Origin of the sequence: Sinorhizobium fredii, from assembly GCF_002944405.1 — a bacterium.
Taxonomy (GTDB): domain Bacteria; phylum Pseudomonadota; class Alphaproteobacteria; order Rhizobiales; family Rhizobiaceae; genus Sinorhizobium; species Sinorhizobium fredii_C.
Genome location: NZ_CP024307.1, coordinates 2388648 through 2406512 on the forward strand (window position 1 = coordinate 2388648; position 17865 = coordinate 2406512).

The 17865-nt window shown below is 63.9% G+C and carries 18 protein-coding genes and 1 pseudogene; 9 read left to right on the plus strand and 10 right to left on the minus strand.

The genetic code is table 11. The features are described from left to right. Together NXT3_RS11780 and NXT3_RS11785 are read left to right on the plus strand one after the other, a co-directional pair. Positions 1-972 (plus strand): aldo/keto reductase, encoded by a 972-nt coding sequence (locus tag NXT3_RS11780; protein WP_104839378.1) that lies wholly within the window; start codon positions 1-3, stop codon positions 970-972. An 80-nt stretch (positions 973-1052) separates the two neighbouring features. After that, positions 1053-1307: a hypothetical protein gene (locus NXT3_RS11785; protein ID WP_097525035.1), complete on the plus strand. Its 255-nt coding sequence runs from the start codon at positions 1053-1055 to the stop codon at positions 1305-1307. A gap of 198 nt (positions 1308-1505) precedes the next feature. Here NXT3_RS11785 and ilvC read toward each other — a convergent pair whose 3' ends face one another. Both ilvC and NXT3_RS11795 read right to left on the minus strand, forming a co-directional pair. Further along, positions 1506-2525 carry a ketol-acid reductoisomerase gene (gene ilvC / locus NXT3_RS11790; protein WP_037386668.1) on the minus strand — a complete coding sequence of 340 codons (1020 nt, stop codon included), beginning with the start codon at positions 2523-2525 and terminating at the stop codon, positions 1506-1508. A gap of 59 nt (positions 2526-2584) precedes the next feature. Beyond that, a complete protein-coding gene (locus NXT3_RS11795; RefSeq protein WP_037423301.1) occupies positions 2585-3232 on the minus strand; it encodes a TetR/AcrR family transcriptional regulator in 648 nt (215 codons plus the stop codon). Positions 3233-3478: 246 nt separating this feature from the next. Here NXT3_RS11795 and macA point away from each other — a divergent pair, with 246 nt between their 5' ends. Then, a complete protein-coding gene (gene macA, locus NXT3_RS11800) occupies positions 3479-4747 on the plus strand; it encodes a macrolide transporter subunit MacA (RefSeq protein ID WP_104839379.1) in 1269 nt (422 codons plus the stop codon). A gap of 8 nt (positions 4748-4755) precedes the next feature. Beyond that, the gene (locus tag NXT3_RS11805; protein ID WP_104839380.1) at positions 4756-6699 is read left to right on the plus strand and encodes a MacB family efflux pump subunit; all 1944 of its coding nucleotides are present in this window, start codon (positions 4756-4758) and stop codon (positions 6697-6699) included. Between the two features lie 30 nt (positions 6700-6729). Here NXT3_RS11805 and NXT3_RS11810 read toward each other — a convergent pair whose 3' ends face one another. Continuing rightward, positions 6730-7296: a transglutaminase-like cysteine peptidase gene (locus tag NXT3_RS11810; protein WP_037423292.1), complete on the minus strand. Its 567-nt coding sequence runs from the start codon at positions 7294-7296 to the stop codon at positions 6730-6732. A gap of 405 nt (positions 7297-7701) precedes the next feature. On the opposite strand from NXT3_RS11810, the gene NXT3_RS33075 reads away from it, so the two are divergent. Both NXT3_RS33075 and NXT3_RS11820 read left to right on the plus strand, forming a co-directional pair. Beyond that, the gene (locus NXT3_RS33075; RefSeq protein ID WP_337442158.1) at positions 7702-8403 is read left to right on the plus strand and encodes a hypothetical protein; all 702 of its coding nucleotides are present in this window, start codon (positions 7702-7704) and stop codon (positions 8401-8403) included. A gap of 215 nt (positions 8404-8618) precedes the next feature. Next, the gene (locus NXT3_RS11820; RefSeq protein WP_037415798.1) at positions 8619-9329 is read left to right on the plus strand and encodes a thermonuclease family protein; all 711 of its coding nucleotides are present in this window, start codon (positions 8619-8621) and stop codon (positions 9327-9329) included. 5 nt (positions 9330-9334) lie between these two features. On the opposite strand, the gene NXT3_RS11825 is transcribed toward NXT3_RS11820, so the two are convergent. From NXT3_RS11825 to NXT3_RS11835, 3 genes are all read right to left on the minus strand, one after another. After that, positions 9335-10237 carry an aminoglycoside phosphotransferase family protein gene (locus tag NXT3_RS11825; protein WP_104839381.1) on the minus strand — a complete coding sequence of 301 codons (903 nt, stop codon included), beginning with the start codon at positions 10235-10237 and terminating at the stop codon, positions 9335-9337. Between the two features lie 63 nt (positions 10238-10300). Beyond that, the gene (locus tag NXT3_RS11830) at positions 10301-11569 is read right to left on the minus strand and encodes an NAD(P)/FAD-dependent oxidoreductase (protein WP_104839382.1); all 1269 of its coding nucleotides are present in this window, start codon (positions 11567-11569) and stop codon (positions 10301-10303) included. 76 nt (positions 11570-11645) lie between these two features. Further along, positions 11646-12110 (minus strand): Lrp/AsnC family transcriptional regulator, encoded by a 465-nt coding sequence (locus tag NXT3_RS11835; RefSeq protein ID WP_014765064.1) that lies wholly within the window; start codon positions 12108-12110, stop codon positions 11646-11648. A 221-nt stretch (positions 12111-12331) separates the two neighbouring features. On the opposite strand from NXT3_RS11835, the gene NXT3_RS11840 reads away from it, so the two are divergent. Further along, positions 12332-13051, plus strand: coding sequence for an aspartate/glutamate racemase family protein (locus NXT3_RS11840; RefSeq protein ID WP_097525385.1), 720 nt, complete (start codon positions 12332-12334; stop codon positions 13049-13051). A gap of 13 nt (positions 13052-13064) precedes the next feature. On the opposite strand, the gene NXT3_RS11845 is transcribed toward NXT3_RS11840, so the two are convergent. After that, positions 13065-13469 carry a winged helix-turn-helix transcriptional regulator gene (locus NXT3_RS11845; RefSeq protein WP_037415781.1) on the minus strand — a complete coding sequence of 135 codons (405 nt, stop codon included), beginning with the start codon at positions 13467-13469 and terminating at the stop codon, positions 13065-13067. A 154-nt stretch (positions 13470-13623) separates the two neighbouring features. Here NXT3_RS11845 and NXT3_RS11850 point away from each other — a divergent pair, with 154 nt between their 5' ends. Beyond that, positions 13624-14511, plus strand: a complete 888-nt coding sequence (locus tag NXT3_RS11850) for an SDR family oxidoreductase (protein WP_104839383.1) — start codon at positions 13624-13626, stop codon at positions 14509-14511. A 93-nt stretch (positions 14512-14604) separates the two neighbouring features. Next, positions 14605-14913 (plus strand): annotated as a pseudogene (locus tag NXT3_RS33245) (DsbA family protein); the annotation flags it as partial. Positions 14914-14917: 4 nt separating this feature from the next. On the opposite strand, the gene NXT3_RS11860 reads toward NXT3_RS33245, so the two are convergent. The 3 genes from NXT3_RS11860 to NXT3_RS11870 all read right to left on the minus strand — a co-directional run bounded on the left by NXT3_RS11860 (position 14918) and on the right by NXT3_RS11870 (position 17808). Beyond that, on the minus strand, positions 14918-15343 hold the full coding sequence (locus NXT3_RS11860) for a DUF983 domain-containing protein (protein WP_037415801.1): 426 nt from the start codon (positions 15341-15343) through the stop codon (positions 14918-14920). A 193-nt stretch (positions 15344-15536) separates the two neighbouring features. Continuing rightward, a complete protein-coding gene (locus NXT3_RS11865) occupies positions 15537-16934 on the minus strand; it encodes an aminotransferase-like domain-containing protein (protein WP_199773283.1) in 1398 nt (465 codons plus the stop codon). 121 nt (positions 16935-17055) lie between these two features. Beyond that, positions 17056-17808 (minus strand): pyridoxine 5'-phosphate synthase, encoded by a 753-nt coding sequence (locus NXT3_RS11870; protein WP_097538126.1) that lies wholly within the window; start codon positions 17806-17808, stop codon positions 17056-17058. Positions 17809-17865: the final 57 nt, after the last annotated feature.

Sequence of the window (17865 nt, forward strand, 5' to 3'; positions counted from 1 at the left end):
ATGCACTACCGAACACTTGGCCGCACCGGCCTGCGCATCTCCGAAATCGGCTACGGCGCCTGGGGCATCGGCAATAGCGGCTGGCAGGGCGCCAAGGACGAGGAGTCGGCGCGAGCCCTCAACCGCGCGATCGACCTAGGTCTGAACTTCATCGACACCGCGCTCGGCTACGGCGACGGCCACAGCGAGAGACTGGTCGGCAAGCTGCTGCGCGCACGGTCGGAGACCATCCACGTCGCGACAAAGATCCCGCCGAAGAACCGGATATGGCCGGCTCGCGCGGGCACGCCGGTCGAGGACGGCTTTCCGGCCGATCACGTCATCGCCTCGACCGAGACGAGCCTGCGCAATCTCGGCATCGAGACGATCGACGTGCAGCAGTTCCATGTCTGGTCGGACGAGTGGGTCGGCCGCGGCGACTGGCTGGCGGCGGTCGAGCGGCTGAAGCGCGACGGCAAGATCCGCTTTTTCGGCGTCTCGATCAACGACTACGAACCGCACAATGCCCTGAAGCTGATCGATAGCGGCGTGGTCGACACTGTTCAGGTGATCTACAACATCTTCGAGCAGGCGCCCGAAGAGCAGCTGTTCCCAGCCTGTGAGCGCCACAAAGTCGGCGTTATTGTCCGCGTCGCGCTCGACGAGGGCGGCCTGACCGGCCAGATCCGTGCCGCTACGGTTTTCCCGGAAGGCGATTTTCGCCAGAACTACTTCCGCGGCGAGCGCAAGCGCGACGTCGAGGAGCGCGTCCGAAAGATCGTCGAGGACCTGGAGATCGCACCCGACGCGCTCGCAGAAACAGCACTCCGCTTCGTCCTCAGCCACCCCGCCGTGTCGACAGTCATTCCCGGCATGCGCTCGGTCCGCAATGTCGAGCGCAACTGCGTGATCGGCGACGGACGCGGCCTGTCGCAAGCACAGCGCGAGAAGCTGCGGTCGCACCGATGGTCCCGCAATTTCTACCGCGACTGACAGCCTCCTTGGGAACGGAACCGCCCAACGGCGGTTTGGCCCGCGTGTATCGCATGAAGCGATGGCATTGGAGGTTACATATGTTCAAGAAACTGTTGGTTGCAGCCGCGATCTCGGCGGCTTGCGTGTCCCCGGCTCTCGCCCAGGCCGATCTCGTCTGCGATCAGGCGGGCATGACGAAGCTCGAAACGGACGTGGGTCAGATCACCGACTCTGGACGTAAGGAGATGGCGCAGAAAGAGCTGACCATGGCCAAGGAAGCTTTGGCGGCTAATGACCAGGAGAAGTGCAAAACCCATATGGCCAACGCCATGAAGGGCAAAGATCCGATGTGATTCTGCGCCGCCTCGTGCCGCACCATCAGTCGCGTTCCGTCACCGCAAATGAGAAAGCCGAGGCACGATGCCCCGGCTTCTCCAGCCTTGGGAGGTAAGGCTTTAGAGCGAGATGCGCTCACATTCGTTCGCGCCCCCGCTCTATCGTTTTTGCCGCATTTGTGCGACGTCAGGTGATTCCACCTGACTGCAAATGCTTTAGTTCTTCGCCTTGTCGACCAGCTTGTTCTTGCCGATCCAGGGCATCATGCCGCGCAGCTTGGCGCCGACTTCCTCGATCTGGTGGGCGTCGTTGACGCGGCGGATACCCTTGAAGCGGGCAGCACCCGAACGATATTCCTGCATCCATTCCGAGGTGAACTTGCCGGTCTGGATGTCCTTAAGCACGCGCTTCATCTCGGCCTTGGTCTCTTCCGTGATGATGCGCGGGCCGGTGACGTATTCGCCCCACTCGGCCGTGTTGGAGATCGAGTAGTTCATGTTGGCGATGCCGCCTTCATAGATCAGGTCGACGATCAGCTTCACTTCGTGCAGGCACTCGAAATAGGCCATTTCCGGTGCGTAGCCGGCCTCGACCAGCGTTTCGAAACCGGCGCGGATGAGCTCGACCAGACCACCGCAGAGAACGACCTGCTCGCCGAAGAGGTCGGTTTCGCACTCTTCCTTGAAGTTGGTTTCGATGATGCCGGAGCGGCCGCCGCCGACGCCGCAGGCGTAGGAGAGCGCGAGGTCAAGTGCATTGCCGGAAGCGTTCTGGTGAACGGCGACAAGGCAGGGTACGCCGCCGCCCTTCTGGTATTCGCCGCGAACCGTGTGGCCCGGGCCCTTCGGCGCGATCATGACGACGTCGACGGAAGCCTTCGGCTCGATCAGGCCGAAGTGAACATTGAGGCCGTGGGCGAAGGCGATCGCCGCGCCGTCGCGGATGTTGCCGGCGATTTCGGCCTTGTAGATGTCGGCCTGGAGCTCGTCCGGGGTCGCCATCATCATCAGGTCGGCCCAGGCGGCAGCCTCGGCAACCGTCATGACCTTGAACCCGTCGGCTTCGGCCTTCTTTGCCGTGGCGGAGCCGGCCTTCAGCGCGATGGCGACATTCTGTGCGCCGGAATCTTTGAGGTTCAGCGCATGGGCGCGGCCCTGCGAGCCGTAGCCGATGATGGCGACCTTCTTCGACTTGATGAGGTTGAGATCGGCATCACGATCGTAATAGACGCGCATTGAACTTTCCTTCCCTTTGCTTGTCCGTTTCCCTTTGACGGTCCGCAGTTCGGCCGCCGTTACACCTTTCTGCCGTAAAGGGTGAGAAAGGCGTCGACCGCCCGCTCCGCCCTCAGGCCGAAATTCTTCTTCAGGCCGCCCGGATCCTCGCCGAGCAGCATGCGCAAATGCCAGTCGGAGACGACCAGCCCATAGAGGGCGCCATAGGCCTCCTCCGCATCGCCGAAGGCAAGAAAACCCGCCTTGCGGCCCGCCTCGAGCAGTGCCCCGGCCCTGCGGCCGATCTGCCGGCGCCCGCGCTCCTCGAGCAGACGGCCGAGCTTGGAGCCCTCGCGGCTTGCCTGGCCGATCGCCAGCCGGTTGAGCGCCAGCGACACGTCGCCTGCCAACACGTCGAGCAGGTCCTTGGCAAAGGCGACAAGATGCGCCTTGAGGCTTGCCGCGTCCAGCACCCCGCCAGAAACGTCGAGCGTCCTGACTTTGCTTGCCTGGAAGGCGATCATCGCCGAAAGCAGCCCGTCGCGGTCGCCGAACCACTTGTAGAGGCTCTCCTTGGAGCAGTTCGCCGCGCGCGCAACGCCGGCGGTGGTCAGCGCTCGCTCGCCGCCATCGACAAGCAGACGCAGCGCCTGTTCGAGCACGGCACCCTGACGCTCCGTCAGGCCGCTTCCGCTACTGCTCCGCTTGATCGTTTCGACGCCTTGCACTTCGCTGCCGCTCCATCAGTACCGTACGGTACGGTTCGCCGTTTTAGTGAGATGGTCGCTGGCCGTCAAGCCCAATTCTGCCGATGCGAAACAGGCTCCTGCTATCAACATTGTCGGATTGCAGCATCGACCTGCCCCGGCAGCGGTAAATGATTACGAAAATATAATGATCCCGACGCTGTTCCCTCGCCCCGTTCGCCTTTATTTTGAAAGGAGAAAATCCGCCGGCGGAAAGCCATTGTGCCGATGAGCAAGACAGCGAAGACGATCAGACAGGAAGCGCCGGCTGCGGCGCCGAACGTCACCCTGATGCCGAGCCCGGCCCTACCCGTCCGCCGCAAGCGACGCTGGCGCCTGGTATTCGCCGTGCCGGTTCTAATCGCTGTGCTCGGCGCCGGCTATTATGCCTGGAGCCAATACGGCGCGCAGCCCGAGACCGCGATGATCACGCAAGCCGTGACCCGCGGCGACATTGAAGACAGCGTCACCGCCGTCGGCACGCTCGATGCGATCAAATCTGTCGATGCCGGTGCGCAGGTCTCCGGCCAGCTGAAGTCGCTGCATGTCGAGATTGGCGACAAGGTCGAGGCCAACCAGCTCGTCGCCGAAATCGATCCCGCCTCGATCGAAAACAGGATCGAGATCGACCAGGCGGAGCTTGCCAACCTGGAAGCTCAGCTTGTCTCGACGAAGGCCCAACTCGTGCTGAAGGAAGCGAATATCGAGCGGCAGCGCAGTCTCGTCGCGACGAAGAGCGTTTCCCAATCGACGCTCGACCAGGCAATCGCGGATCACACCGCCGCTCAAGCCGACGTAAAGGCGATCGAGGCGCAGATCCGCAAGCAGAAGGCAACGCTCGCCGGCGACAAGGTCGATCTCGGCTACACCAAGATCTACGCGCCGATGGCCGGCACGATCGTCGCCAATCCGGCCAAGGAAGGCCAGACCCTCAATGCCAACCAGACGACGCCGACGATCGTCACGATCGCCGATCTCTCGACGATGACCGTCAAGGCCCAGGTGTCGGAAGCCGACGTCGGCAAGCTGAAAATCGGCATGGACGCCTATTTCACCCTGCTCGGCCAGCCGGGCAAGCGCTTCACCGGCAAGCTGCGGCAGATCCAGCCGATGCCGGACACGGAAAACAACGTCGTCCTCTATTACGCGCTCTTCGACGTTCCCAATCCGACCGGCGAACTGATGATGTCGATGAGCGCCCAGGTCTTCTTCGTCGAGGCTGCCGCCAAGGACGTTCTTGTCGTGCCCAGCGCCGCCATCCGCACGGCGCGCGGCGATGGTGGAGGCAAACCGGGGACCGAAGTGACCGTGCTTACCCGGTCGGGCGCCACCGAAACCCGCCCGGTCGAAGTCGGCATCCGCAATCGCGTCAGCGCGGAGATCGTCAGCGGCCTGAAGGAGGGGGAGAGCGTCGTCGTCGACTCGGATTCAGGTTCGTCCGGCAGCAGCCAGCGCAGCACGCGAACGCGCGGCATGCGCATGCCGCCGATGTTCTGAAAACGCCGATGCAGCCCCTCATCTCGCTCCGGAACGTCAGCAAGACCTATTTCAACGGCGACCTCGCCGTCGAGGTCCTCCATGATATCTCGCTCGACATCGAGGCGGGCGAGTTCGTGGCGATCATTGGTCAGTCCGGCTCCGGCAAATCGACCTTGATGAATATTCTCGGCTGCCTCGACCAGCCGACCGCGGGCGAATACCTGATCGAAGGCGAAAGGATCTCCGGCTTCAACGGCGACGAGCTCGCAGCGTTGCGCCGGCGCACCTTCGGCTTCGTCTTCCAGGCCTACAACCTGATCCCGACCGCGAGCGCCCAGGAGAATGTCGAGGTGCCCGCCGTCTATGCCGGTGTGCCGGCCCATGGCCGGCGCGAGCGTGCCGAGGCGCTGTTGAGATCGCTCAACCTCGGTGAGCGGCTCGACCACCGGCCAAGCCAGCTTTCCGGCGGGCAGCAGCAGCGCGTCTCGATCGCCCGCGCCCTGATGAACGGCGGCCGCGTCATCCTTGCCGACGAACCCACCGGTGCGCTCGACAGCCAGAGCGGTCGCGACGTGATGGCGCTCCTGCGCGAGATGAACGACAAGGGCCACACGATCGTCGTCATCACCCATTCGCGCGAGGTGGCGGAACAGGCCGACCGGCTGATCGAGATCCGCGACGGCCGCATTATCTCCGATCGCGCCAAGAAGGGCCGGAGCAATCCGGAAGCGGCTTTCGGCCTTGCGCAGCGCACGCGCGAGGGCCTTGCCGCGCTCGCCGACGTCTCGGAAGCGGTCAAGATGGCGATGCGGGCGCTGCGGGCAAACCTGTTCCGCACGATCCTGACACTGCTCGGCATCGTCATCGGTGTCGGCTCCGTCGTCGCCATGCTGGCGATCGGCACCGGCGCGCAGGATTCGGTGCTGAGCCGCATTTCCTCCATGGGCTCCGACCTCTTGCTGGTGCGCCCCAGCATGGCCAATTTCCGCGGCAGCGCCGGCGGCAGCAACGTCACGCTCGTACCGGCGGATGCCGACGCCATCCTCGAACTGCCGAATGTCGCCTTCGCCGTTCCGGAGATGACGAGTACCGTGACGCTCAGGCGCGGCAATATCGACTATCAGACGACCGCCAACGGAACCGTGCCGCAGTTCACGGCAGCGAAATCCTGGCCGATCGGACGCGGGGAGTTCATCAACCGCGACGACATGGAGGGCTATGCGCCAGTCACGGTCCTCGGCCAAACGGTGGTGAGGACGCTCTTCCCCGACGGCTCCGATCCGATCGGTCAATTTGTGCTCGTCAACAAGATCCCCTTCCAGGTGATCGGCGTGATGAGCGAAATGGGCGCCAGCGCCGGCGGCAACGATCAGGACGACGTCGTCCTCGTGCCGCTCACCACCGGCAGCATGCGCATATTCGGCCAGCGCAACATCCGCACCATCACCGTCAAGGTGAAGGACGCCGCGGCCATCGACCTGACTCAGGAACGCATCCAGGCCCTGCTCAACGAGCGCCACAAGAAGGAAGACACGCAGATCACCAACATGTCCTCCGTGCGCGAGGCCTTCACCGAGACCTCGAACACGATGAAGCTCTTCCTCGGCTCCGTTGCAGCGATATCGCTTCTCGTGGGCGGCATCGGGGTGATGAACATCATGCTGGTCAGCGTCAGCGAGCGAACCCGCGAAATCGGCGTGCGCATGGCGACCGGCGCCCGCCAGCGAGACATACTCGTCCAATTCATCGTCGAGGCGCTGGTCGTCTCCGCCATCGGCGGCGCGATCGGCATCGTTGCCGGCCTCGGCACCGCTTACGTCGCCCGCACCTTCGGCATGCCCGTCAGCTTCACCGCCGGTCCGGTGGCGCTGGCCTTTGCCTGCGCCTTTTTGACGGGCCTGCTTTTCGGTTTCCTGCCGGCCCGCAATGCCTCACGCCTGCAGCCCGCCGTGGCGCTGAGTGCCGATTGAAGAGCGTGTCACTGCACCGGACGGTGCCCGTCAGATCTGCTGTGCTCCGGCGATCCGCTCCCAGCGGCTACCGTTTGATTGCGACTGGCGGGCGAAATAATCGTAGGGCGTGCGCGACCAGTCCCTGACAGAGTTGGTCAGATTGTCGAGCACAAGATCGCCTTCACTGGTGCGGACAGTCAGCACCGTATGGCCATCGCCGTGATAACGGGCGACTGTCAGCAACAATGCGGAAGCCGGCCAGCCGCGCTTGAGGAGCTCGCGCTTCTTCAAAATCGCAAAATCCTCGCAATCTCCGTAGGTCGTCGGCACGCGCCAGTCGTCGTCTCTGCCGACATTCGCGCGGTCGCTGCGTTCTTTAATACGAGCGTTGACGGCGCTGTTGACCTGCTGAAGTTCACTGGCCTTGTCTGAGCGAAGGACAACAGCCTTTTGCCCACCATCGGTCCTGCACAACTGCGGTTCGCGCGAGCAGAACGAAGCGAAGGCCGGCGGTGCAAACGCCTTGCCGGCCGTTTTCATGATCGTCCCCGCATCAGCGATCGCCGGGGCAAAAAAAAGCAAAAGGAATGCGGTCTTCGCGATGAAGCGATTCATGAAGTGTTCTCCAACGGCAGGCGTAACGTCCCCCGCGTCCGACGTAGAGATTAAATCAGACGGGTTAATCCGGGGTTGATTAGCCCGGAATAGGGCGATGTTATGGCGACATACTAATAATTCGTAAATTGACCCCAAACATCTTTAAGTAAATCATTGGATTTATTTTCATAGTTATATTTTGCGTGGAGTTAAGTAATGAAAAGAATTCATAGATCGATTTTCCATACGTTCTTCCTTCTCTCTACGGCCGCGATAGCATCCGTCGTCGTTACGACGGATGCGAATGCAGTAGAGCGTCGACGTATGACTACTGCGCAATGCAGCCCTTTGACAGAAGACAACTTTGCAGCGTGTTGCGTTGCGATAAATCGCTCGAAAATTCTTACTCCTGCGCAAATCAAAATGTGCCCGCCTCTGTCAACCGCGACCATTGGCAAGAACACGCGCCGAGATGATCGCAGCGACACCGCCAGCCGCGGCAGCGGCAGCGGAGGCTCCGGTGGCTCCGGCTCCGGCGGTAGTGGCTCCGGTAGCGGGGGCTCCGGCGGTGGCGGTGGTTCCGGCGGTGGCGGCTCCGGCGGTGGTGGCGGTAGCTCCGGTGGTGGCGGCGGCTCTGGCGGTGGCTCCGGCGGTAGCGGTGGCTCCGGCGGCAGCGGTGGCTCCGGCGGTGGTGGTGGCTCCGGTGATGGCGGTGGCTCCGGCGGCGGTGGCGGCGGTGGCGGATCTGGCGGCAGCGGCGGCTCCGGCGGTGGCGGTGGCTCCGGTGGTAGCGGCGGCTCCGGCGGTGGTGGCGGCTCTGGCGGTGGCGGCTCCGGCGGCGGTGGCGGCTCCGGCGGCGGTGGCGGGTCCGGTGGTAGCGGCGGCTCCGGCGGCGGTGGCTCCAGTGGCGGTGGCGGCGGTTCCGGCGGTGGCGGTGGCTCCGGTGGCGGTGGCGGCTCCGGCGGCGGCGGTGGCGGCTCTGGCGGCAGCGGTGGCTCCAGCGGCGGTGGCGGCTCCGGCGGCGGCGGCAGCGGTGGCTCCGGTGGCGGCGGCAACAATGGAAATGGGAACGGCGGTGGCGACGGGACCCCGGGCAATTCCGGTAAAAGCGACGTCACCCGCTAACGCATTGCGGTTAATGCGCGATCGCATCAAAGTCGTGCAACGCTCGCCTCCGATAGAGCGCAGCTACCGAGACATACGATCGACAAGGGGCGGGTTCCGGCGGAGCCCGCCCCTTGTTGCTGAGGAAAGTCAGAAACGAAGGCCGCCCGACCTCCGCGAAACCTTTCAGCAACTCCTCGCCAGGATAATGCCCGCGCAATCAAGGACCGAATCGGATGGCCAAGGCAAAATCCCCGCGACGGAAACGCAGCACACGCTCGAAAGGCAGCCGGGGCGGTATGATGCCCTGGTATCTCGCCGCTACGGTTCTTGTCGGGGGCATTATTGGCTATGATAACCGCGAACAACTCCGGGACTGGCTGGACCAAAGCGAAATGACCGCGTTCCTCTCCAAGTCGGAGAAGGCGCCCGAGAAGAGATCAAAGACGACCGTTATCGCCCCGCGTCCGAAGGAGCATGCGGGCACCGTCGCGACAAAATCGGCATTGGTCCCACCGGCACCGGTCGGCAGGCCGATGCAGCAGCCGCCGGCGCAACTCGCCTCCGTTCAAACGGGAAGCAACACTTTTTTCTTCTGCGGCATTCGCCACGATAACTGCGTGATCGACGGCGACACTTTCCTCTTCAACGGAGAAAGAATTCTTATCGCCGATATCGACGCGCCCGAGACGAAGCTCGCGAAGTGCGACGCGGAGCGGTCGCGCGGTTCCTATGCCAAGGCACGACTGCGTGAAGTACTGAACGCCGGGGAATTCACACTGGTCGCTTCATCGGGCGGATTCGCCGACGAGGAGGCGGGCAAGCCCCGCGTCGTCATGAGAGGCGGCAGGTCGCTGGGAGACCTCCTCCTTTCCGAGGGGCTGGTGAGAAAGCGCACCAGCCGGCCGGCAAGCTGGTGCGGCCAGGCTCCGCGCGCCTCCGGCTAAACCCATCAACCGTACCGCAGGTGATCGGCGAGCACTTCGGCAATCACGCGCCGCGACTTTTCGACTTCGAGACGATCGGTGCCCGGCATCTCGGCTGCAACGATCATGGCCTTCCACAGGGTCCAGCCGCGGCCGCGCGCCCAGGTTCCCCGGTCGAGAGGAAGTGCCGCACGAAACGCCTCGCGGCTATCGCCGCTGAACATCGTCCAGGCAATCGAGAGATCGCAGGCGGGATCGCCGACGCCGGACGTGCCGAAATCGATGACGGCGGTGAGACAGCCGCCTTCGACGAGCAGGTTGCCGGAACTGACATCGCCATGGAACCAGACCGGGTTTCCCGTCCAGCTGGCGGCAAGCGCCGCCTCCCAGACAGAGCGCGTCGCATTTGTGTCGATTTGACCTTCAAGTGCATCGAGAGCCCAGCGCGTTTCGTGGTCGTAGACGGTCAGCGGACCGCCCCGGAAGAAATTGTGCTGCCCCGGTGACGGCCCTCCATCGGCGTCGATCCGCTGCAGGGCGGCGAGAAATTCGCCGAGCGTCGCCGCGAAGGCCGGCAGATCGGCGATCGGAGCATGCGTGGCGATCTCGCCATAGCGCCATCGATAGACGGACCAAGGCCAGGGATAACCTTCGCCCGGCCGCCCCATCGCGACGGGCGCCGGAATCGGCAGCGGCAGGTGCGCTGCCAGCTGCGGCAGCCAGCGCTGTTCCTTCTCGACCTGCAGCGCATAGGACGCGGCACTCGGCAGACGAACGGAGAGATCATCGCCAAGATGAAAGGTCCGGTTGTCCCAGCCGCCATGCCGGACCGGTCGCACCGGCAGGTCCGCCCACTGCGGAAACTGAGCCGCGATCAGCCGCCTGACAAGGGAGCTGTCGATTTCGATGCTTTCGGAGGCGTTGACCATCGGCACTCGTTGTTACGTCGGGCAGTCAGGTTGCATTGGCAGCGATCGTTTTGCAACCCAAGGCTATCCCTCCCCGCGCATCGTTTCCTTTTGCGTAATCAGGCGCGCGCTGTGCTGACCGCTCAGATAGATCCACAACCAGCTCCAGGCCACGGCGAAACGGCTGCGGGTGCCGATCAGGAAGTAGATGTGAGCGATGCCCCAGATCCACCAGGCAAGGCCGCCTTTGAGCTTTATCCTGCCGAAGTCGATGATTGCGGCCCGCTTGCCGATCGTGGCTAGGCTTCCCTGGTGGCGGTAGCGGAAAGGGCCCGGAGAAGGCCGGCCGGTGAGACGGGCGCGGATCACCCGGGCCACATAGGCGCCCTGCTGCTTGGCAGCGGGCGCAATGCCCGGCACCGGCATACCATTCTCCTGCTTGACCGCGGCGGTGTCGCCGATCACGAAGGCGTCCGCGTTGCCCGGTGCGGTGAGGTCAGGATCAACCATCGCCCGGCCCGCACGATCCGCCTCGATCCCGAGCCACTGGGCGGCTGGAGACGCCTGAACGCCCGCCGCCCAGACGAGCGTGCAGCTTGGCACGAAACTGTCGCCGATCTTGACCCCGTCCGCCGTACAGTCCGTCACCGGCGTTCCGGTGCGCACCTCGACGCCGAGCTTCGCGAGTGCGGCCATAGCATAGGCGGAAAGCTCTTCCGCGAAGGCCGGCAGGATGCGCGGCCCCGCCTCGACGAGGACCACGCGGGCCTGACGCGTATCGATGCGGCGGAACTCGTCCGGCAAGGTTCGGTGCGCCATTTCGGCAATGATACCGGCAAGTTCCACGCCTGTCGGACCGGCACCGATGATCGTGAAGGTCAACAGTGCATCGCGCCTCGCAGGGTCGTCCTCGACTTCCGCCTGCTCGAATGCGAGCAGCACGCGTCGGCGAATGGTCGTCGCATCCTCGAGCGTCTTCAGCCCGGGTGCGACCGCGGCCCATTCGTCATGGCCGAAATAGGCGTGGGTCGCGCCGGTCGCGAGCACCAGCGTGTCGTAGTGGATGGCCTGGCCGCTCGACAGCCGCACGGCCCTTTCCGCCCTGTCGATGCCCTGCACCTCGCCGAGCAGGGTCGTAACCTCCGGTCGATCGCGGTAGAGATGACGGATCGGCCAGGCAATCTCGGAGGTCGCAAGAATGGTGGTCGCGACCTGGTAGAGCAGCGGCTGAAAGAGATGGTGGTTGCGCCGATCGATGAGCGTGATGCGGACCGGCGCGCCCTTGAGGTCATGCACCAGTTGCAACCCGCCGAAGCCGCCGCCCACGACCACCACGTGATGTCTTTCCTGCATCGTCGCTGCCTCGTTCGCTGGATAAATCCAAAATTACACCGGCGCTTCCGACACGCCATGCCCGCGCCGCAGCATCCTACTCAGCGTAACGGACCGGAACCGCCGTGCCGCTTTTCAGCACTTCCATGGAGATCGAGGCGGTAACGTCGAAAAGCTCCACCTTTCGGACGATCTGCTTGTAGACCATGTCATATTGCTCGACCCGCGGCAGGACAACCTTGACGATGTAATCGTAGTTGCCGGTCAACCGGTGCGCCTCGACGATTTCGGGAATGTCGCTGATTGCGCGCCGGAACGTCTCAATCCACTCATCGGAGTGATGCGCAGTCTTGATGAGCGCGAAGACCGTCGTGGGCACGCCCATCTTCTCGCGATCGAGAACGACGATGCGCCTGGACACATAGCCGGCCTCTTCCAGCCGCTGAATGCGGCGCGAGCAAGCGGACAAGGAAAGGTTTACCCGCTCGGCGAGATCGCCCATCGCAACGCTCGCATCTTCCTGCAGAAGCGTGAGCAGCTTTCGGTCCCTCTCATCCAGCACGCCCCTTACTCCTCACTCTATGCCACAACGACGCCTGAATCTTGCATGAACTGAAGAAATGACGCAAAAACCTATTGATGATTCTCTTTTAGATAGCCCTCAAAGCAAACAAATCCAACCCGAGTCGCGCCATAATCTTACGGCTGGATCGAGATAGGAAAGTGGCAACGCGCCCTTTCGGCTTCAGTTCCAGCAATTGGATGCAAAAAGGGAGCGAGTTGATGGAAATGCGCAAGATCGGCCTCATCGGCGGCATGAGCTTCGAAAGTTCGGCGGTCTATTACCGGATGGTCAACGAGGCGGTTCGCGAGCGGCTGGGCGCGTTGCATTCGGCCGAGGTGCTGCTCCATTCCGTCGACTTCCAGAAAATCGTCGACCTGCAGAAGGCCGGCCGCTGGGACGAGGCCGCCCGGCGCCTGTCCGAGGTCGCGCGCGCACTTCAATCCGGCGGAGCCGACTGCGTGCTGATCTGCACCAACACCATGCACCTGATCGCCGACGCGGTTGCCGCTTCCGTCGAGATCCCGCTGATCAACATCATCGACGAGACCGCACTTCGTCTCAAGGCCGCCGGGAGTCGCCGGCCGCTGCTGCTCGCCACCCGCTACACGATGGAGCACGGCTTCTATGCCGAGCGGATGAAGGCGCACGGCATCGACGTGGTCGTGCCGGATGCAGACGGACGTACGCTGACCCACGGAGTGATTTTCGACGAACTCTGCGCTGGCAAGGTGCTGGACACGTCGCGTCAAGCGCTGGTGGCGCTGATCGAGAAGGCAAAGGCGGATGGCGCCGACGCCGTCATCCTCGGCTGCACCGAGATCTGCCTGATCCTTGATCCGGCAAACCTGCCCTTGCCCGGCTTCGATTCCACAGCCATCCACGCCGCAGCCGCCGTCGAGTTCTCGCTGAACTCGCGGAATGTGAGCCGCGCCGCCTGAGCCTCGGTGCCGCCTAGATGGCGGCGTCATACTCCGCCCGCGCGTTGCGGATCGCCTCGTGATTTTCGAGTGACCAGTCGACGAACGGCCTCAAAATCGTCAGAAACGATCGGCCGAGATCGGTGAGGCCGTATTCCACGCTCGGCGGCTGTGTCGGATAGACGGTGCGGCTCAAATAGCCGTCACGCTGTAGATCGCGCAGCGTCTGCGTCAGCATCCGCTGGGAAATGTCCGGGATCAGCCGGCGCAGTTGCGAAAAGCGCAGCGGGCCGTCGGCGAGCGACAGGATCATCAGCGAATTCCATTTGCCGCCGATATTGTCCATCACATCCCGCACCGGGCAGTCGTCGATGTCGAGCGGCACGCCGCCGACTAGGGCGACGCGCTTCCCCTTCACCTTGCCGGTCGCCTTGTTCATGGCGGTACCCTTTCCGTAACCTTCGCAGAAAAAACTGCCTCCTTTACAGCTCTTAGCAGATTACGGGATAAGAGCAACTCTCAAAAAGAGACCAGCATTCGACATCGGCCGGTCGAGGCATTGCGGAGCTGGAAAGCAAAGTGAAAGGAAGATCATGTCCCAGAGATTGCTCGTAACCGGCGCTGCAGGTCAGCTCGGCAAACTCGTCCTCGATGCGCTTCTCGCCTCCGGCAAGACGAAGCCTGCCGACATCATCGCCACCAGCCGCGATACCGCCAAGCTCGCCGATTACGCCGCCAAGGGCGTAGAGACCCGCGCCGCCAATTTCGACGATCCGGCCTCACTCGAAAAGGCCTTTGCCGGCGCCGACCGGATCCTCATCATCTCGACCGACACGCTTGACGAGCCGGGCAAGCGGCTGAAGCAGCATCTCGCCGCCGTCGAAGCCGCCAGGAAGGCGGGCGTCAAGCACATCCTCTACACGTCCATGCCCAACCCTGAAACCTCGGTCATTCCATTTGCCGCCGACCATCTCGGCACCGAAAACGCCATCAAGGCAAGCGGCATTCCCTATACGATCCTGCGCAATGCCTGGTACATGGAAAACCTGTTCCTGGCGCTGCCGCATGCGCTTCAGACGGGCCAATGGTTCTCGTCGGCGGGTGAAGGCCGGATCTCGCATGTGGCGCGCGACGATCTCGCCAAGGCCGCTGCCGCCGCGCTGGAAGCAGCTTCGACGGAAAGCCGCATTTATACGCTAACCGGAACAGAGGCGATGACGACCGCAGAGATCGCCGGCCTCGTCGCCGAAGCCACCGGCAAGCCGCTCGAGGTCGTCCAGATTTCCGACGAGGCTCTGGCGGGCGGGCTCAAGGGAGCCGGGCTGCCGGACTTCTTCGTGCCGATCCTCGTCTCCTTCGACACCAATACGCGCGAAGGTCATTTCGACCTGGTGACCGATGACGTCGCCATCTTGACCGGCAGAACCCCGGTCGGGCTGCCGGCCTTCCTCGCAGCAAACAAGCCTGCGCTCGTTCAGTAGCAATCGCCGCGATGGCGATCGGCCCGGCGTCCCGACCCGGGCCCTCCATGCCCAGCCCGTCGTCAGTCTTTGCTCGAAGCCCGCATCCGCCACCCTGGCTGGTGCCCCGCCTATGCCATCGCCGCCTACCGGCGCTGGTTCGTCGACCGCGAGCCGGCCGGGAGCGAGCCAAACCTCTCGGCGAGCATCAAGGAAGCGGGGCAAGACCCTGCTCGCGTGCTGGAGGAGGCGAGCACACGGGCGGCCGCCGAGGCGCTAGACGCCGCCACTCAGGAGGCGTAGGAGATCGGCATCTTCGGTACGCCCTCCTTCGTGGCGGATGGCGAGCTGTTTTGGGGTCACGATCGGCTGGAAGACGCCATCGAATGGCAGCACAATCTGGACCAGGGGAATCCGGGGTGAACGCTTAAGCCGCCCGCTGCCCTTCCTTCGCATCAGCGGGCGTTGCAATTGGCTTGCGCACCAGCTTGCCCTCTTCGGCCTTGTAGAAGAACTGGCTGGCGACCAGCCAGCCTTTCAGCGGCCTTAGCGGCGGAATACAGGTCAACAGCATGAAGGGCCCGGTGACGAGCAGATGCACCCAAAGCGGCGCACTGTATTGCACTTCCAGCCAGACGCCGAGAAACACGCTCGGCACGCAGGCAAAGCAAATGACGAAGAAGGCGGGGCCGTCGGCAGGGTCGGCGAAGGAATAGTCGAGGCCGCAGACCTCGCATTCTGGCCGGAGCTTCAAAAATCCCTGGAACAGATGCCCCTGCCCGCAGCGCGGGCAGCGGCCACGGAGGCCCGTATGGAGCGGCGACAGGGGCGGCCACTCATTGGTTGAAGACATCATTCTTCCTTTCCAAGATTCTCTTCGGGCGCGTGGGCAAACCGCGAATGGAGACCGACGTTCCACAGCACTGCCACAGGCCTCCCTCATGAGCATACATAGCATACACTCCTGGTATTGTATGCATCCGCATCTGCGACAATTCGGCCCGCTTACGACGAAAGGCACGCCACGAGAAAAACGCAGTGCGTCCTCAGACAACGAGATTGAGCGCCGCGGGCGATTGTGCGAGAAGTTCGGAAATGACGTCAAGGCTTCGCTGCAGATCAGCCTGCGTCTCCGGCGCGCCAAGGCCGAGACGCACCGCCTCCGGCGGCTCCAAAAGCGCGAAGGCATCGCTCGCAACGATACCGATACCCGCCGCCCTGAGCCGGGCGGCAAACTCGCCGCGGCTCCAATGGGGCGGCAATCTCAGCCACAGATGAAAGCCCTCGCGGTCGTTGAGAACATCGGCGCCCGGCAGGCTGACGGAAACCATCTTCTGGCGCCGCCCCGCCTCGCTTCGTATGGCGGACAGCACCGCTTTCGCCGTCCCCTCCTCGATCCAACGCGTAGCAACCGCCGCAGAAAGCGGCGAGGCCATTCCGGCCGTCGCCCGGATGGCGCTCTCCAGGCGACCGGCCGCTATCGGATTCGGCACGACCAGATAGGCGATCCGCAGGGCCGGCGAGAGACATTTGGCAAGCCCCGCCACATGATAGACGAGGTCGGGTGCGAGCGCCGCAAGCGGCGGCACCGGCGTTGCGGGCAATGCCCCATAGGCGTCGTCCTCGACGATGGCGACGCCGTGTCTGCGCGCAATGGCGACGATCGCCTCGCGCCTTTTCAACGGCAGCGTAGCGGTTGTTGGATTGTGCAGTGTCGGATTGCAATAGAGAGCCTTGGGCCGCTGCTCGCGGCACACGGCCTCGAAGGCCTCCGGTACGAGGCCCTCTTCGTCCATGTCAACGCCCAGAACCTCGATGCCGAGATAGGCCGCCACGGAACGAAGACCTGGATAGGTGAGCGCCTCGGCACAGATCATGTCGCCCTTCGCCACCAGTAGGCCAAGGACGGCAAGCAGCGCGCCTTGCGCCCCGGGGCAAACCAGCACCCGCTCCGGCGACACCTCGCCGAGCCGCGGCTTCAGCCAAGCCGTCCCCGCCGCCCGGTCTTCCCGGGCACCACCGACGGGTTGATAGCGCATCAGCAGAGCGACACCCTGCTCGTGCTGCACGTCGGCGATATCGCGCCACATTCGTTCCGCAAGCGCCGGACCATCGAAAAGCGGCGGCAGGTTCATGCTCATGTCGACGAGTCCGCCCGGAGACGAACGGCCCGTGCCTCTCGGCCGCGCCCGCACATAGGTCCCTTGCCCCACGCGGCCTTCGATCAAACCGCGACGCCTTGCCTCGTTATAGGCGCGGCTCACCGTCGTGAAATCGATGCCAAGGGCGGCCGCGAGCGCCCGCTGCGGCGGCAAGCGTGTCCCGGCCGCCAGCCGCCCCGCCGCGCTGTCGGCAGCGATCTGGTCGGCGATGTCGAGGTAGAGCGGCCCCCGGGCCTTGCCGAGCACCGGCACCCATGAAAGGCCCTCGCGGTTTCCACCCATGCAAACCTCCGTCGTAATGTATGGATATTGCATGGAAGCGCTTGTTGGGCAAGCACGCGGTTACCGGCACCCAAGCGGATAAATCCGCGGGCCTCGAACTCGTTACGATGCGGTGGACCGCTTACAGGGCTTCCCCGCAGGCGCGGCGGAAGCGGCGCACGGTCTCGGCCATGCCGTATTGCAGCGCGTCGGCCGTCAGGCCGTGGCCGATCGAGACCTCGGCAAGCGCCGGGATATGCTTGGCGAGCCGCGGCAGGTTGGCGACGGTCAGGTCGTGCCCCGCATTGACGGCGAGGCCGAGATCGATTGCGATCGCGGCCGTGCGGCCGAGCTCGCCGGCGATCCGCTCGGCCTTCTCCGGATCGTCGTGGCAGCCGCCGTAGGGCCCTGTATAGAGTTCGATGCGGTCCGCCCCGGTCTCCTTGGCGATTTTCAGCGCTTCGGCGTCCGGATCCCCATCGGCAAACAGCGACACGCGGAAGCCCTTCTTCTTGAGACGCCCGACGACCTTGCCGAGCAGAGCCTGGTTCTCGCGAAAGTCCCAGCCGTGGTCGGAAGTCGCCTGCGCCGGATCATCAGGCACCAGCGTCACCTGTTCCGGTTCGTTTCGCTCGACGAGTTGCAGGAACTCCTCGTTGGGATAGCCTTCCATGTTGAACTCCGCGCCCGCGAATTCGTCGTCGATCAGGTCGCGGATCGGCTGCAGGTCGGAAAAGCGGATGTGCCGCTGGTCGGGACGCGGATGCACGGTCAGTCCGCTCGCCCCCGCCTGAAGCGCGATCCGGCCGAGCCCGGTCACGGAGGGCCATGGAAGATCGCGCCGGTTGCGCAGCATGGCGATGGCATTGAGATTCACGGAGAGCTTTGCGGGCATATTGAAACTTTCAAAGCGACAGCTGGAAGGCGGGTGTCGGCGACCAAACCGATCGTC

Excerpts from the sequence above, each read along its gene's own strand:
- NXT3_RS11780 (WP_104839378.1), top strand. The coding sequence starts at position 1 with ATGCACTACCGAACACTTGGCCGCACCGGCCTGCGCATCTCCGAAATC.
- NXT3_RS11785 (WP_097525035.1), top strand. The coding sequence starts at position 1,053 with ATGTTCAAGAAACTGTTGGTTGCAGCCGCGATCTCGGCGGCTTGCGTG.
- ilvC (WP_037386668.1), bottom strand. The coding sequence starts at position 2,525 with ATGCGCGTCTATTACGATCGTGATGCCGATCTCAACCTCATCAAGTCG.
- macA (WP_104839379.1), top strand. The coding sequence starts at position 3,479 with ATGAGCAAGACAGCGAAGACGATCAGACAGGAAGCGCCGGCTGCGGCG.
- NXT3_RS11805 (WP_104839380.1), top strand. The coding sequence starts at position 4,756 with ATGCAGCCCCTCATCTCGCTCCGGAACGTCAGCAAGACCTATTTCAAC.
- NXT3_RS11810 (WP_037423292.1), bottom strand. The coding sequence starts at position 7,296 with ATGAATCGCTTCATCGCGAAGACCGCATTCCTTTTGCTTTTTTTTGCC.
- NXT3_RS33075 (WP_337442158.1), top strand. The coding sequence starts at position 7,702 with ATGTGCCCGCCTCTGTCAACCGCGACCATTGGCAAGAACACGCGCCGA.
- NXT3_RS11820 (WP_037415798.1), top strand. The coding sequence starts at position 8,619 with ATGGCCAAGGCAAAATCCCCGCGACGGAAACGCAGCACACGCTCGAAA.
- NXT3_RS11825 (WP_104839381.1), bottom strand. The coding sequence starts at position 10,237 with ATGGTCAACGCCTCCGAAAGCATCGAAATCGACAGCTCCCTTGTCAGG.
- NXT3_RS11830 (WP_104839382.1), bottom strand. The coding sequence starts at position 11,569 with ATGCAGGAAAGACATCACGTGGTGGTCGTGGGCGGCGGCTTCGGCGGG.
- NXT3_RS11840 (WP_097525385.1), top strand. The coding sequence starts at position 12,332 with ATGGAAATGCGCAAGATCGGCCTCATCGGCGGCATGAGCTTCGAAAGT.
- NXT3_RS11845 (WP_037415781.1), bottom strand. The coding sequence starts at position 13,469 with ATGAACAAGGCGACCGGCAAGGTGAAGGGGAAGCGCGTCGCCCTAGTC.
- NXT3_RS11850 (WP_104839383.1), top strand. The coding sequence starts at position 13,624 with ATGTCCCAGAGATTGCTCGTAACCGGCGCTGCAGGTCAGCTCGGCAAA.
- NXT3_RS11860 (WP_037415801.1), bottom strand. The coding sequence starts at position 15,343 with ATGTCTTCAACCAATGAGTGGCCGCCCCTGTCGCCGCTCCATACGGGC.
- NXT3_RS11865 (WP_199773283.1), bottom strand. The coding sequence starts at position 16,934 with ATGGGTGGAAACCGCGAGGGCCTTTCATGGGTGCCGGTGCTCGGCAAG.
- NXT3_RS11870 (WP_097538126.1), bottom strand. The coding sequence starts at position 17,808 with ATGCCCGCAAAGCTCTCCGTGAATCTCAATGCCATCGCCATGCTGCGC.